This is a genomic window from Geodermatophilus sp. DF01-2 (genome assembly GCF_004571065.1).
In the GTDB taxonomy this organism is placed as follows: domain Bacteria; phylum Actinomycetota; class Actinomycetes; order Mycobacteriales; family Geodermatophilaceae; genus Geodermatophilus.
The window spans coordinates 1-13,522 of the sequence record NZ_SPQN01000014.1; the positions used below are offsets into that span (position 1 = coordinate 1).

Consider the following 13,522-nt stretch of genomic DNA (forward strand, 5'->3'; position numbering starts at 1 on the left):
GATCTGCGGCGTCCCGGCGGGCACCGGGGCCGCGTGCAGGGCGGCCAGCGCCGCGCCCAGCGCGCGGCAGGCCGGCACCGCCACGGGCGTGTCCAGCAGCTCGTGCAGCGGCCGTCCGGGCAGGGCCGCGGTGGTCAACCGGCCCCGACCGGCGTCGGCTGCCAGCACACGGGGCACCCGGACCGGCAGCCGCGCGGCTCGCTCGGCCGCCGCCGCCGCCACGCCCGGCCAGCGGTCGGAACGCACCACCTTGGTGTAGGCGCCGACGCTCTGCTGGCGACCTGCTACCCGGACCCCCGCGCGCCGCTCGGGGCGGTGCGCCAGCAGCTGGGCACCGGGCGTCGCGAGCAGCTCGGGCAGGCCGAGCGGGCGGCCGGACCCGTTCGGCCGGCCGCGTGCGCGTCCGCAGGCCCTCGTCGCGGCCGTGCCCCAGGTAGCCGGTGTGGACCACCATGGCGGCCACCTCGGCCGGCAGGCGGTACTCCTCGACCGGGTCGTAGACCGCCGGGTCGCCGTAGACCCACACCTGGTCGTAGTAGTCGGTGAGCACCTCGGTCGTGGCCGAGCGCTCCCACTCGGCGATCGCCGTCGCCGGCCGGTCGAGGACCTCGTGGAGACCCAGCACCACCCGGGTGCCGTCCTGCTCGCGCAGGGTGGCGAGGGCCGGCAGCAGTTCGCCGCGGACGCCCGCCGCCACCTTGTCCACGATCAGCAGGTCGGGGGCGAAGGACCCCAGCACCGCCTCGAGGACGCGGGCGCGCACGTCGAGCACCAGCTCGAGCGGGCCGCCCAGGGTCCGTGCGGCGTAGTTCCCGTCGGCGTCCTTGCCGATGGCCGGCAGGGTGACCACGTCGGTGCGCGGGGGCAGCGGCAGCATCGCCGCCTCCGGGTTGCCCGTCACCAGGAGGACGTCGGTGTCCGGGTGCCCGGCCACCAGGGCGGCGGCCAGGGCGATGTTCCTCCGGGTGTGGCCGAGGCCCTGGGTGTCGTGGGAGTAGAAGGCGATCCGGCGCGGGTGCGTCCCGGTGCGGTCGAACACGGCTGGCATGGCTTCCTCCGGCGTGGGGGTGGGCGTCCCCGGTGACGAGGCGGTGAACCCACGGTGTCCACGGCGGAGGAGAGTCCGGTGAGGGGTCGGTGAGAGGACCCTCATCGGCGGTGAGGGTCCGGCCTCGTCCAGGGGCGGCCCCGTCCCGCGTCCCGGCCCCCTGCAGGGCCCCGCCGGCCCCGTCCAGGGCACCGCCCGAGCGTGCGAGGGGTGGGGAGGACGGGGCGGAGGACGGGGTCCTCTGACGAGCCGTGGGGGGGCAGGGGGTCCGCTACGAAGGGCGGGGAGGACGGGGTCCTCGTTCAGGGGGTGAGCTCGACGACCACGGGGGCGTGGTCGCTGGCGCCCTTGCCCTTGCGTTCCTCGCGGTCGATGCGCGCGCCACCGACCCGCGCGGCGAGGGCCGGGGAGCCCAGCACGAAGTCGATCCGCATGCCCTCGCGGCGGGGGAAGCGCAGCTGGGTGTAGTCCCAGTAGGTGTGACCGGGCATGCCTGACCAGGTCGAAGGCGACGACTTGCAGCCTGAGCTGCATGAATACATCACAGCCAATCAGTGCCCATCGGTCTCAATCGCAAGATCATGTGCCCCAGGTGTGCCCCAGCGAGCCGGACTCCATCGAGGTGCCCATCCGGGTGTATGGGGGCGAGCGACAGGCAGGCGCCGCGACCGCCCCCCACGACCGCCGGATTCTGTCCGTCGGTTCCGGCCGCCGGAAGGGCGCTGACGCGTCCCCTGCGGGGATGGGCCTCCGGCCCACCCTTCCCCCGGCCTCAACCGACGGAGAGGGCGCGGGTTATGGGGTCGGACAGGGAGAACTGGGCGGAGGGCAACCACGCGGACGCTAGCCGGCACGTCGGTGGGGCAGCGCCGTTGCTCGGCCCCAGCCACTCCGCGACTGGTGCGTCATGAGCGGAGAGCGGTCACCGTCTCTACGAGGCCCTGGTTGCTCAGGGCGGTGAGCACTTCGTCGATGCTCATCGGCGGGCGTCGCTTGCTGTCAGCGATGCGCTGGACCTCGCCGAAGACGACCTTCGGGTTCAGGTCGACCATCGAGAGCAGGAACTCGTCGGCGCTGCGGGCCTCGATGTCCCACGGGTCCAGGCTCTCGACCGGGAAGTCCTTTAGGTTGTTGGTGACGATCGTCTGGGCGCCGACCTTGATCGCGGCAGCCAGGACGTGCCGGTCGTCGGCGTCGGGAAGGTCGAGGACCTCCTTCAGCGGCTCGTAGCCGGTGACCAGGACATCCCGGATGGCGTCGTTCATCAGCGTGCGGGTGCGAGCCAGCCGCTCGGGGTCCAGATCGGGACGGTCCTCGGTCAGGTTGCGGAAGACCTCATCGAGGATCTCATCGGTCCACCGGGCGCGGACCAGTCCCGCCTGCGCGACCCGGATCAGCAGGTCGCGCAGGAGGCTGGGGTAAAGGACGTTCGCGTCGTAGATGACGATGAATGAAGCCACGTCAGAGGAGGTCCATCTCCTCGCTGAGTGCGGTCAGTTCGTCGGCGGCGGCGCGCCGCGTGCGGTCGTCCTCGCGCATGTACCGCAGCAGAGACTCCGCCTTGATTCGGCGGTGGCTGCCGACCTTGCGGTATTCGATCTCACCGCGGTCGAGCAGACCGATCAGGTACGGACGGCTCACATTGAGCATGTCGGCGGCTTGCTGGGTGGTGAGTTCGGCGTGTGATGGGACCACCGAGACGCCTTCGCCAGCGGCCATGTGCGCGAGGACTTGGGCGAGGAGTTCGACCGCCGCCCGGGGGACGACGAGGGTGTCCCGGTGCTCGTCCTCGACGACCAGGCGCACGGCGTCCTTGCGCTTGTGGGTGCGCAGGTAGTTCTGGACGCTCTTCACCGCGTCGGCCGCGGTCGTCACATCGGTCGCGTCGGGCTGGATCGGCGGGTCAAGCAGCGACGTCATAATCAGCCTCTTCCTAGTGTGTTGGCGGAGCCGCAACCGTGTGCTGCGTCGTCGCCGGGAGAGCACCCCCAACACCCCCGACACACCTGACAGCAGTATCCGCAGCAGTCGCAGTAAGCGCAACGTTCGCAGTGTCTATCGGCCGGGGGTGACCGCTTCTTGACCCGACCGGATGACCGGGCGCGCTTGCTGGGGTGACGTCCCGCCAGGTGGTGGGAGTCCGCCGAGGCCCCGCCCGCTGTCGTGACGCGCACTCACCGTTACGGTCCTCCTGCACGTGTGAGGCGGGGGAGATCGGCGATGGTGTGGTGGCGGCGAGGGCCGGGCTATCGGAACGCCGGGGACGTGTACCGGGAGCCTGCCACTGCGGGACGCCGCGGTGTGGTCTTCGACCGGCTGTCTCTCGATCTGACTGCAGTACGCGAGGTCGGCAGGGAGATGGTCCGGCTGTCCGGCGACGGGGCCGAACTCGTGATGCGCAGTCTCACCAGTCATGAGGTTCGACCCGAGCGGCTCGACGATCCCAGCCGGGTCGACCTTGAGTTCTTGACCTTGGAGACGGGGCGGCGCCTGCCCGAGGGTGTGCTGCAGGTTAACGGAGCGGGTCCTCAGGACCCTTTCCCGTTCATCCGGGTCGGCACGGAGGAAATGGGCCTGTACGGCTCCCTGTCAGTCACCTGCGGCGACCGCGTCCGGCTGGACCAGGTGACCGACGAGATGGCTCGACTGATCGTCAAGCTGGGTCGTCCCCGACCGACGTTCGCAGGCTGGCCGTGGGTTGCCGCCGGGCTAGCGATCGCGGCACTGGTCCTTCTCCCCGCCGCCGCAGCCTCTACCGGCGAGCTATCCCCCCTACTGTGGCCGCCGGCCGCGGTCGTCGGGGTGTTGGGAACGGTCGCACTGGTGCGTTGGGCCCGTCCTCTCGCTACTCGGTCGAGGAACCGTCAGAGCGTGCTGATCGTCGACCCGACGCCGCGAAGGGAGATCCGGCTTATGCGCGCCAAACCACCGAAGGGACGCCAGGGTCGCGCTCCTGGGCTTCATCGTCGGTGCGGGGGTGGCCCTAATCCCTAACCTGAACGACATCTTCGGCTCATCTTGATCAGCTCCCCCGGCCTCGTATCGGGAACCTCCATGGCGGCGGCTGCTGCCCGGCGGCAATGGAGCGGCGCGCTTCGAAGTGAAAGCGAGCCCCCAGTCAGGCTTCGGTCCGTGAGGCTCATAAGGGGGACTGCCGCGCGGGACGCGCGCAAGGGGATCGGCCAACGGTGGGGTTACCGGAACTGGGCCTGCTCATGTGCCTGCATGGCCAAGTCCGCGATGGAATGGGCGAACTGCTTCACGGCCCCCTCGGTAAGGACGAAGACCCGAGCCGGCTTCTCGCCGCTACGGGGCCCTGCGACCACGACCGAGGGGACCTCCTCGAGGCGGACCTCCCCGTCGGCGCCGAGTTGGCACTCGACCAGGCGCCCGCCGGTTACAACGACCGGGACGATCACGCAGCCGCGACGATCCTGGCCCTGCCTCTCTATGTACCGGTTGCGACGGCCTTCCGCGGCGCTCAGCACCTGTCTCACCGCATCGCCCGCGGAATTGTGCGAATCCTTCGTGTGCGCAGCCACGAGGTGGCTAGCGATCCGAAGCGAGTCGAATGGCGGGTGCCCGATCCAGGCTTCCTCGAGTGGCTCTGTAACGCCGACGAAGGGGCCGTGGGCGAAGTAAACCCAGTCCTTCAGAGCGGAGCCCCTCGCGATGACCTTGTCGTAGAAGGCGACCCAGGGGTGGTCACGACCGCTCTTGCACTCGACGACAACCTCAACGGAGGCTGGAGTGTCGTTCAAGGCCTCCCAGCCAAACTGAGCCAACACATCGCCCTCGCGGAGAGCGCCGCTATTGGCGTCCCTGTACGTGAACGACAGGTCCACTGGGTTGGCACGACCTTCCCGGAATGCCCGGGCGATCCTCAGTTCGAAGGCGTGCCCGCTCTTCTCCAGCCACTGCCGCACGTCGCCCAAGAAGTCGTTGCTCATTCGTTCAGTTTCACCTGTCGGTCGCCAGAGAGGGCTTCTCACGGGTGACCGGTCACGGCGACGCCTGCCCTGCCGTGGCCTGGGCTTCGAGGGACCTGGCCCGTGGATGATTCCGCTACGGCACTATCCCGGCGGCTCGATCTCCGCGGCGCCGGTGCCCCGCAGAGGATCCCGTTGCGGGACGCCGTCAAACGGCCGCGCGACCTGCCCGAACGTCGCCGTAGCGGGTCCGGCTACCGAGACGTCGCCGCGAGGTCGATCACGAGGTCGACGGCCGGCTCGTACGGGTTGTCGGCATCGGGTCGGCGTAGATGCGGTCGGGCCAGGTGATCGGTGACTGCTCGGAAGATGAGCGCCCGGAGCAGGTACTGCGGAAAGGCCGGGTACACCAGCATGGGCGCCACCACGTCCGCGCCGGCCCCCTCGAAGACAAGGGCATCGGCAATCACCACGGCGGACGCGAACGCCGGCGGTCGCCAGTAGGGGCTGAGGTCGATGATCAGCGGCGGCAGACCGGGGTGGAACAGGACGTTGCCGGTCAGGTCACCGTGGACGAGCTGGGCGACGCCGTCCACCGGCCTCCGTGCCGTGAACAGTCTGTCCAGGTGCTCCGCACCCGCATGGTTCTCGACGGGCAGCTCGTCCCAGGCCACGCGGTCGGCGATGGACCAGATGTCGGTTCGGGTCGAGAGAAACGCCGGTTTGGGCTCGTCCGCCAAGGCGGCATGCAGCCGCTGTCCTGCCGCGATGACGTCGTGCCAACGGCCGGGTAGGTGCTCACCGGGCTGGTAGCGCGAGGCCGTCCAGCCGTAGCTGCTCCACTGGCCGTCGACGGTGCAAAGCGGCACGGACACCCGCAGGTCGTCCCGGCCGTCCAGACGGGTCAGCACTCCCGCCTGCCACTGCAGGGCCGACCGTGTCCCGTCCCACGGCTTGAGCACCACCTCTCCGACCAGCCACGAGCGGCCCTGCCCGCCGGCCAGCAACTGCGGCTCGCCGTCGAGGTCGAAGGCTGCCAGAACCGCCGCCTCGGGACGCGCGCTCGACCTCGCCTCGCCATCCCCCACGAACCGGATAGTAGGGCCGCTGCCCGCGTGCGGGTCGCACCATCGCCGCGCGGGGATCCCCCACGGAGACGCGACGGACGACGATCGCTCGCGCCCTCGGCTCGATGCGCGGCGGCCTGTGACCCTGGGGTTAAGAGATCGACGGAGGCCAGCGGTGCCTGCGCCACTCACCCCACGTCGAGAAGCCTTCCGGTGGATCGTTGACACCTTCGCTGCCGTCCAGTTCCCCCGGCGTCGGGACCTCGATGACGGCAGCCCACGTGGCGAGTTCTTCGTCGGACATGTGCCATGTCGTGTGCGGCTCTTCCGCTTGGCGCCGGTCAAGCCGGCGCCGCTGCTCAGCCGGTGTGAGTTCGCAGTAACGCATCACCACCGCCGCCCCCAGGTCGGCCGCTGCCTGGCGTAGAGCAGAGCGCTCCTCTCGGCTCCAGAGGCCGAAATCGATGACCACGTTGATGCCGAGCTCGAGTGCCCGCAGTGCGATCTCGATCAGCCGTCCTTCGATCACGTCTGAGGCCGATGGCGGGTTGGCGAGCCCGTAGAGGGCCTTGACCCACTCGTCCTTCGTGAGACGCAGCGCCTTCTCCTCGACCTCGATGCGCCGTGCCTCTGTGGTCTTCCCGGTGCCCGGCAGTCCCACGGTCAGGTACAGAGTCGGTCCCGTCATCATCACCTCCTCATCCGAGCGGTCCCTTCATCCTCGCGGACTGCCGCTCCTGCGCGGTGCTGCGCTCCTGCCGTACGGCGCGCTGAGAGAAACCGCTGCGCCTGACGGGAGCAAGCCGTCAAGCGAGTGTCGCCCCGGGACGTTCCACGAGCCGAACCGGCTACGGCGCGGTTCGAGGGATGGAGGCAGCCGGCCACCGGTGTCTCGCAGGAGGATCGGTGAGCGGGCACGGAGGCACGTCGGCCTCCGACTATTGCAGAGCCCAGTGTGTCGGTGGCGTAGAGGAGACTCGGCTGCATGGACGCCGTCTTGTTTCGCCTGCCCACCGGAATCGGCGGCTGGCTTGCCCTCGTCAACCACGCGTTGGCACTGGGAGACCTTTCGGAAGTCGACTACTTGGAGCTAAAGGGCTCGCTCTCGTTCGCCGAACGGCAGGACCGGAAGCGGTCCGCCGTCGTCGTGAGCAGGGCGATCCTGGGCATGGCGAACCGGATGCCCGACCTCGCCGAGAAGCACCTAAGCGGGTCAGGCGTGGTGTTTGTTGGCATCGATCAGTCTCAGACCCTCGTTGGTGCCGAGTCGGTGGACGCAGCGATGCTGCGCGATTTGATCGAGCCATACGTCGGTGAGGACGGTCCTACGTGGGACCACCAGTTCATCAACCACCCGGACGGTCTCGTCCTGGCGGTGATCGTAGATCCCCCGAAGTGGGGCGACCGCATCCATGCCTGCCGCAAGGACTACTTTGACGACACGTCCAAACTCGCGATCCGCGACGGCGAGGTTCTGGTCCGCGTGCCGGGCAAGACTCGCCCCGCAACCAGCCACGACCTGGCGAACTTGGAGCGCCGACGCGCCAAGGCACCGCACACCGGCGCGGAGGTGAGCGTGGCGTACGTCGGGGCGTTCGACCGGACCAGTCGCGCCAACGTCCGCGAACTCATCGAGGGCATGGTCCATGCGGCAGCGGATGAGCTCATCGACGGAATCCCTGCGCCGGTTCGGCGCAGCCCGTACAACTCGGGCATGCAGGCGATCTTGGAGCAGACTTCGGGTCACGGCGACCGACGATCCACCCAGCAGTTCCGGGACGATGTGGAGCAGTGGCAGGAAGACTGTCGCGAGGCGACAGAGGACGTCGTCACTGAGTTTCTTCGCCACACCCTCGACCACGGCACGTTCATGATCCGCAACGAGTCAGACCGTTACCTCGAGAGTGTCCGTGTGCAGGTGTCATTCCCGCCAAGTGTCAGCGTGTTGATGGCATCAGACACGGACTATTGCGATCACGGAGGCCAGTTCAGGCCGCTCCGAATGCTGCCAGATCCTCCTGCAAAATACGGCGACTTGAGGCCCTATGGACTCGACTACAGCGGCCTGATAATGCCCAGGGTCGCCCCGATGCCCAGCCTTCCTGCGCCGGACATGGACGTGGAAGTAACGCCGGCCGGTTACGTGGTTTCTTGGTACGTGGGCGACCTGCCTCCGCGGGCGACGGTCAACGCTGACGAGGAGTTTGCTGTGTTCACGGACGAGAGCCTGCACGTCCATAACCACAGGGCGACAGAGGACGACCATGAGCCGATGCAGAGCGAGATCGGCGGCGCATGGAAGGTCACGGCTCGTGCTGTGGACCACGTGTTCCAGGGTGAGGTCACGGTGACCTGCAGACAGGCGCCGGGTGCCCTCGCGATATGGCGACGCGGGACGTCCAACGACGAGAGTTGACGGCCAACACAGCGGGCCGCCTGGACCTGGTTTAACCAAGATCAAGTCACGCACCTACACAGGCGAGCTGACAGTCCCCTACGGAACCCTCGTACTGGGCTGCAATCGAGGACAGTCCGTCGTCTTCCACGGCGGTCCTCCGCTCGCTCCGGTGCCGCCCGGTGCCGCGCCCCGGGCGCCAGCCCCGTCGCGCAGAACGTAACCATGCGGCGATGTCGATGGCATTTCGCGGAAGGCGCAACAATTCTGCAGTTGGCGGAACGCACCATTCCACCGCGCACTCTCGCGCCATTCCCGACAGACTTCCGGCGACGGTCACCCCTGCATGACGGAAGGTTGGACACCCCATGCACCTTGTCGCTACCAGCGAGAATTTGCCCCAACTCCGCGGCCCGGGCGGGCCGGCGAGCCTGCAGGACGCGATCTTCGACCGGCTGCTGCGCGAGCGGATCATCTTCCTGGGCAGCCAGGTCGACGACGACATCGCCAACCAACTGTGCGCGCAGATGCTCCTGCTGTCGGCCGATGACCCGCAGCGGGACATCCACCTGTACATCAACTCACCCGGCGGCTCGATCAGCGCCGGCATGGCCGTCTACGACACGATGCAGTTCATCGACTGCGACGTGGCCACCTACGGCATGGGCTTGGCCGCCTCGATGGGCCAGTTCCTGCTCACCGCCGGCGCCGCGGGCAAGCGGTACTCGCTGCCCCGCACCCGGATCATGATGCACCAGCCTTCGGCCGGCGTGGGCGGTACGCAGTCGGACATCACCATCCAGGCCGACATGCTGCGCAAGCTCAAGCGCGAGCTCAACGAGCTGCAGTCCCAGCACTCCGGGCAGCCGGCCGAGCAGATCGAACGGGACTCCGACCGCGACCGCTGGTTCACCCCCGAGCAGGCACTCGACTACGGCCTGGTCGACCACGTCGTCGCCACCGCCGCGGCCCTGCCGGTGCGGGACAACCCGATCATCGCGGACTGAGCCCAGACGAGGGCGGCACGCGCCGGAGAGACCGGGCGTGATGTCGTCGGGGGTCAGTCTGCCGGCTGCCGTCCCACCAGGACCTCCACGGGAACGTCCTCTACCAACCCGTCCCCTCGGAGGGTGCCATGGGGGCTGAGCGCCGCGCGGACGCCGGTGGCGAACTGGTCCCGGCGGTCGTCGGGCAGCTGGCCCGGCGGCAGCGCCGAGTGCAGGTACCGATGACGAAATCCGCGTCCACCGGCACCGAGAAGTGGTGCTCGAGCACCGCGACGTCGACGAACCCGCTCGCCTCGAGCAGCCTTCGGCGTTCCAGCAGAGTCTCCTCGTCGGTGCCGCAGCCCGCACGCGCCGGACCGAACCAGTCCTCCAGATAGCCGCGCAGCGCCCGGGCCCAGTCCCGCTCGCCCAGCCACAGCGGCCGGCCATGGGTGATCACCGCGATGCCGCCGCCGGGGCGCAGCAGTCGCCGCGCGGCGGTGAAAACCGCGCCGGCGTTCATCCAGTGCAGCGCGTTGGCCACCGTCAGCAGCCCGAAGCCAGCCGACCCGATGGCGCGGGTCAGCGCGGGCAGGTCGACATCTACGGCAAGGGCGCACACCACGTTCGTCAGATGGTCGTCCTCGGCGCGGCGACGCAGCTGGACGAGCATGTCCGGCTCCGGATCCAAGGCCAGTACGCCGGCCAGCCGGGCCGCCAGCGGCACCGCGACCTGCCCCGTACCGGCGCCGAGGTCGACAGCGCGATCGGCGGGGACCACGCCGAGGTGGGTCATCAGCCGGTCGAGTACCGGGGCGGGCACGTCTCGGCGAACGCGCCGGTAGGCCCCGGCCGTCGAACTCGCGAAGGCGCCGCCCATGCGTAGAGCATCGTCACCATCGAAGGGAGGCACACCTCTGGCGTACTCGCTACGGCTGACGGTATCCCGCGAGAGCAACCGGCTTCGGCGACGTCCGAGGCCATGGCCGGCGCCGAGAGTCCCCGCGGCCGCAAGGCGATCCCCGCGGTCATAGCCCAACGTTCCGGTCTGGGCCGTCGAGAGCATCCGAAGCAGGTTCCTACTTCGCCGCCACGAAGGGGTAGCTCACTGGGATAGCCATGGCCGGGCCTCCTCCTCTGCCCGGCCCGGACGGACCCGGCGGTCGGCTGCGGATGGCACCAGGGTTGACGGCGCGGCACAGCTACGCTGGGCAGCGCCGCGGAACCGCAGGAACGGGTTCAACTACCGCCCAGGTGGCGGGGGCCAGGGGCGCGACGCCGTTGGCCATACGGACCTGCGGAGAAACGGCCGAGGCGCGGCACTACCCTTCGGGTGCCCCCGGTAGAGCCCGGGTTGGAGCGCCGTCCCCCTGCCGCGGCCAGGTCCGCAACGGCAGAGCCAGCAGGGGGACACGCCTCGACCTCAGTAGGGGGACGCCTCGACCGGCCGCCGGACCGCCTGGTTGACCCGTACCCCGGCGGCGCGAAGTTCGCGAGCGAAGCGCCTGAGGTCTGCGCGCGTGGCCTCTGGCCTGCCCTTCGTGAGCGTGTGGAGCCGCCCGCGCGGTGACCGTAGCCGCAACGTGGTCACGCTGTCGGTTTTCACGGTCCAGCCCTGGGCCTCCGCGTTGGCGCGCAGGAGGGCGATCTCGGCCGCCAGGGCCTCGTCGTCCGACCGACCGCGAACGGCGGCACCGTCCACGCGCCGGCCGAGCGCCGCGACCTGCCGCGCGACCTGGAGGGCGGCGTCGTTGACAGCCGCGCGCAGGTTGCCGTCTGTTCGCGGTCGGTACGGCAGCCGGGTCAGCCCCAGCGTGTCGGTCGGCAACTTCGCCGGCCCAGTTGCCAGCAGGTAGGTGCGCTGCCTGCCGAGGGCACCCGTGAACAGCCCAAACTCCAGCACGATGTTGTCACGTACTGAGGCCGCGGTGTCGCCGCGGCTCACCGTCACGTCGTCCGGCGAGGCGACCAGGACGGCGAAGTCGGACCGGGCCGCGACATCGAGCAACGAGTCGAGCGCGTAGCCGGAGGGCTCGAACACGCTCTGGTCCCAGACCTCGACCTCACACACCCCGCGGCCCTCCAGAACCGCCTGCAGGTTGTGCGCGACCTCACGGCCCTCGGCGGATGAGCCGACAAACAGGCGCACGGGCTGAGCCGCTGGGACTGGCACCGCGCTAGCCTACGAGACGTCGCACCGCCCGACCGGGCCGACGGCGTGGGCGCCGCCGGGAACTTCACGCCCAAACGCCTACCGAATGCTGGGATCGGGCACCGACGCCGCGGACGCCATGCGGTAGGCCTCCGGCGGAGTGACGCCCACTCGGATAAGCGCCACTAACTGTCGACACGCGTGTCTGGGTCATTCGGGGGCGATCACTTCGACATCAAAGTCTGAAGGCGGGCCGTGAGCGTAGACTGCAGATCGGCCAGTCCTTGTGCGTTAGCCAGGTACTTGACGTAGCGATGATGAGTGAGATCAAAGGGAACATCTGCGGCCGACTGGGTAATTAGGATCACCTCACGGCCCAGTGCATGCGCGATCCCGGCTTCGTAGAAGACGTTGGCATTGCGGCCCGTGAGGTCGCATATCACGACCTTCGATCGCGCGATAAGAGCGACGACATCATTAATCAATACACTGTTTTCCCAGATGTCGTCGGCCCGCTGACAAGTCCAGCCACCTGCCGCGCCGGCAGCCTTCAAAGTTTCCCACACGCCATTGAACGCGGCGCCGAACGGCATCATGACCGCGATCCGGTTGCGATCGGGCGGGCCAGGCGGGATGACGAATGCCGTCGGCGCTGACACACCGGCCAAGTTGTCTTCAAGAAGCACCTGGTAGAGGTCGGCCTTCTTCACCGACCAACGCGTCCGCGTGAGATCCCAGTCGCCAATGTGCAGGCGGGCGGCGGCGGCCTCGACCTGATCTAAGGGGATCGGGGGGACTGCCGGATTCCGCAGGAATCGGAACCGGTAGTCGCGGCCTGTCTTCGCCACGGAGAGGACGTTTCCGACCTGAGCGACCTGTGGGCTGCGGTTATCGCCTAGCTCGGGCATCAACAGCGTGGGCAGCTCCAATAGACGAGTGGTATCCGGCACTCCCCCTGGACGCACGATCTCCTCCAGTCCAGGCTCGACCACTTCCAGGAACCGGCCAACGCCTAGAGTCCCGTCAACGGCGCCCACAATCAGGTTGTACATTCCGCCCTTCCTCAACTGCGGCCGACGCAGGCAGACCCGACATCCTTATGCACGCTGCTCCCGGGCCACTCCCGGCGCGGCGGTCTCCGGCCGCCGCTGCAGGATCTCATGCCCGCGACCGGCAGCCTGCGTTCCAGCGCCGAGGAACCTGCTGCGCTTCCTGGCCGTTTGCCTGCAGCCGCCACCCGGAGCACTGGGATGCCCCCACCCTCGCCCAGCGGCCGTTCGCCAGGTCGGCGAGCGCGGTGACGTGGTCGGCCCAGGCCCGCTGCTCGGCGAGCTCCGTCTCGGGCGCCCGCGTCGTCTGGAACAACGGCGGCACGTGGGGCTGCCGCTCCTTCGCCGGGTTCGCACCCGGCCAGAACAGCGCCGCGGTCGTGCTGTCCAACACGGCGCGAAGCGTGGACCGCATTAGTCTCGAGCTCGCGCAGGACCGTCTATCGGACGACAAGAAGTCTGTCTCGTAACCGGACCCCCAGCCGGGAACACCGCAGGACAGGGCAGGTGCCGCTCGTTCGCCGTCCCGTAAGACCCGCCCGGTGAACCTTCCCGCATGGGGAGGACGACCGGGACACCCCGCCGGCCCCCCGTAGCCCCCGTCCGGTGAGGCGCTTAGCGCCCCGCGACAGCGCGTCGCTGGAGTGGGTGATGCGAGCTTGCGCAGCACGGGGGTGATTGTGGTCGACGCCCCTCGCCGAGACGAAAAACGCGCCGGGCTTCCAGACCGAAAACTGCCGTGAATAGCCAACAAGATGGAATCATCGCAAAGACTTTTCGCCCGCCACTATGGCCTTCGTCGGGCTAGCAAAGTACTCGTCAAGAGGCGGTACTCGTCAAGAGGCGTCAAGAGGCGTCAAGAGGCGGCACGCATGCTACCAATAGCGGTAGTCAGG

Annotated in this window: 12 protein-coding genes and 1 pseudogene; 2 read left to right on the forward strand and 11 right to left on the reverse strand. The window is 68.9% G+C overall.

Going from position 1 to position 13,522, the window contains the following annotated elements; translation table 11 throughout:
* The 7 genes and pseudogenes from E4P41_RS06410 to E4P41_RS06440 all read right to left on the reverse strand — a co-directional run.
* Positions 1-1,048: pseudogene (locus E4P41_RS06410) on the reverse strand (hypothetical protein); the annotation flags it as partial.
* 302 nt (positions 1,049-1,350) lie between these two features.
* Positions 1,351-1,539 carry a hypothetical protein gene (locus E4P41_RS06415; RefSeq protein ID WP_245177145.1) on the reverse strand — a complete coding sequence of 63 codons (189 nt, stop codon included), beginning with the start codon at positions 1,537-1,539 and terminating at the stop codon, positions 1,351-1,353.
* A gap of 414 nt (positions 1,540-1,953) precedes the next feature.
* Complete coding sequence (locus tag E4P41_RS06420) at positions 1,954-2,508, reverse strand: PIN domain-containing protein (RefSeq protein ID WP_135140075.1); 555 nt, start codon at positions 2,506-2,508, stop codon at positions 1,954-1,956.
* A gap of 1 nt (position 2,509) precedes the next feature.
* The gene (locus E4P41_RS06425) at positions 2,510-2,968 is read right to left on the reverse strand and encodes a helix-turn-helix domain-containing protein (RefSeq protein ID WP_135140076.1); all 459 of its coding nucleotides are present in this window, start codon (positions 2,966-2,968) and stop codon (positions 2,510-2,512) included.
* Positions 2,969-4,242: 1,274 nt separating this feature from the next.
* Positions 4,243-4,998 carry a hypothetical protein gene (locus E4P41_RS06430; RefSeq protein ID WP_135140077.1) on the reverse strand — a complete coding sequence of 252 codons (756 nt, stop codon included), beginning with the start codon at positions 4,996-4,998 and terminating at the stop codon, positions 4,243-4,245.
* Positions 4,999-5,231: 233 nt separating this feature from the next.
* The gene (locus E4P41_RS06435) at positions 5,232-6,065 is read right to left on the reverse strand and encodes a hypothetical protein (protein WP_135140078.1); all 834 of its coding nucleotides are present in this window, start codon (positions 6,063-6,065) and stop codon (positions 5,232-5,234) included.
* A 130-nt stretch (positions 6,066-6,195) separates the two neighbouring features.
* Positions 6,196-6,732 (reverse strand): ATP-binding protein, encoded by a 537-nt coding sequence (locus tag E4P41_RS06440; protein WP_209307571.1) that lies wholly within the window; start codon positions 6,730-6,732, stop codon positions 6,196-6,198.
* Between the two features lie 297 nt (positions 6,733-7,029).
* Between E4P41_RS06440 and E4P41_RS06445 the strand changes: the two genes are divergently transcribed.
* The gene (locus E4P41_RS06445) at positions 7,030-8,460 is read left to right on the forward strand and encodes a hypothetical protein (RefSeq protein ID WP_135140080.1); all 1,431 of its coding nucleotides are present in this window, start codon (positions 7,030-7,032) and stop codon (positions 8,458-8,460) included.
* 347 nt (positions 8,461-8,807) lie between these two features.
* Entirely contained in the window at positions 8,808-9,446 is a 639-nt protein-coding gene (locus E4P41_RS06450) for an ATP-dependent Clp protease proteolytic subunit (protein WP_135140081.1), read from the forward strand.
* Positions 9,447-9,546: 100 nt separating this feature from the next.
* Here E4P41_RS06450 and E4P41_RS06455 read toward each other — a convergent pair whose 3' ends face one another.
* The 4 genes from E4P41_RS06455 to E4P41_RS06470 all read right to left on the reverse strand — a co-directional run bounded on the left by E4P41_RS06455 (position 9,547) and on the right by E4P41_RS06470 (position 13,020).
* Positions 9,547-10,305 carry a class I SAM-dependent methyltransferase gene (locus E4P41_RS06455; protein WP_167760943.1) on the reverse strand — a complete coding sequence of 253 codons (759 nt, stop codon included), beginning with the start codon at positions 10,303-10,305 and terminating at the stop codon, positions 9,547-9,549.
* A 543-nt stretch (positions 10,306-10,848) separates the two neighbouring features.
* A complete protein-coding gene (locus tag E4P41_RS06460; protein ID WP_167760944.1) occupies positions 10,849-11,574 on the reverse strand; it encodes a nucleotide-binding protein in 726 nt (241 codons plus the stop codon).
* Positions 11,575-11,801: 227 nt separating this feature from the next.
* Positions 11,802-12,629, reverse strand: coding sequence for a hypothetical protein (locus tag E4P41_RS06465; RefSeq protein ID WP_135140084.1), 828 nt, complete (start codon positions 12,627-12,629; stop codon positions 11,802-11,804).
* 106 nt (positions 12,630-12,735) lie between these two features.
* A complete protein-coding gene (locus tag E4P41_RS06470; protein ID WP_135140085.1) occupies positions 12,736-13,020 on the reverse strand; it encodes a hypothetical protein in 285 nt (94 codons plus the stop codon).
* Between the last annotated feature and the right edge of the window lie 502 nt (positions 13,021-13,522).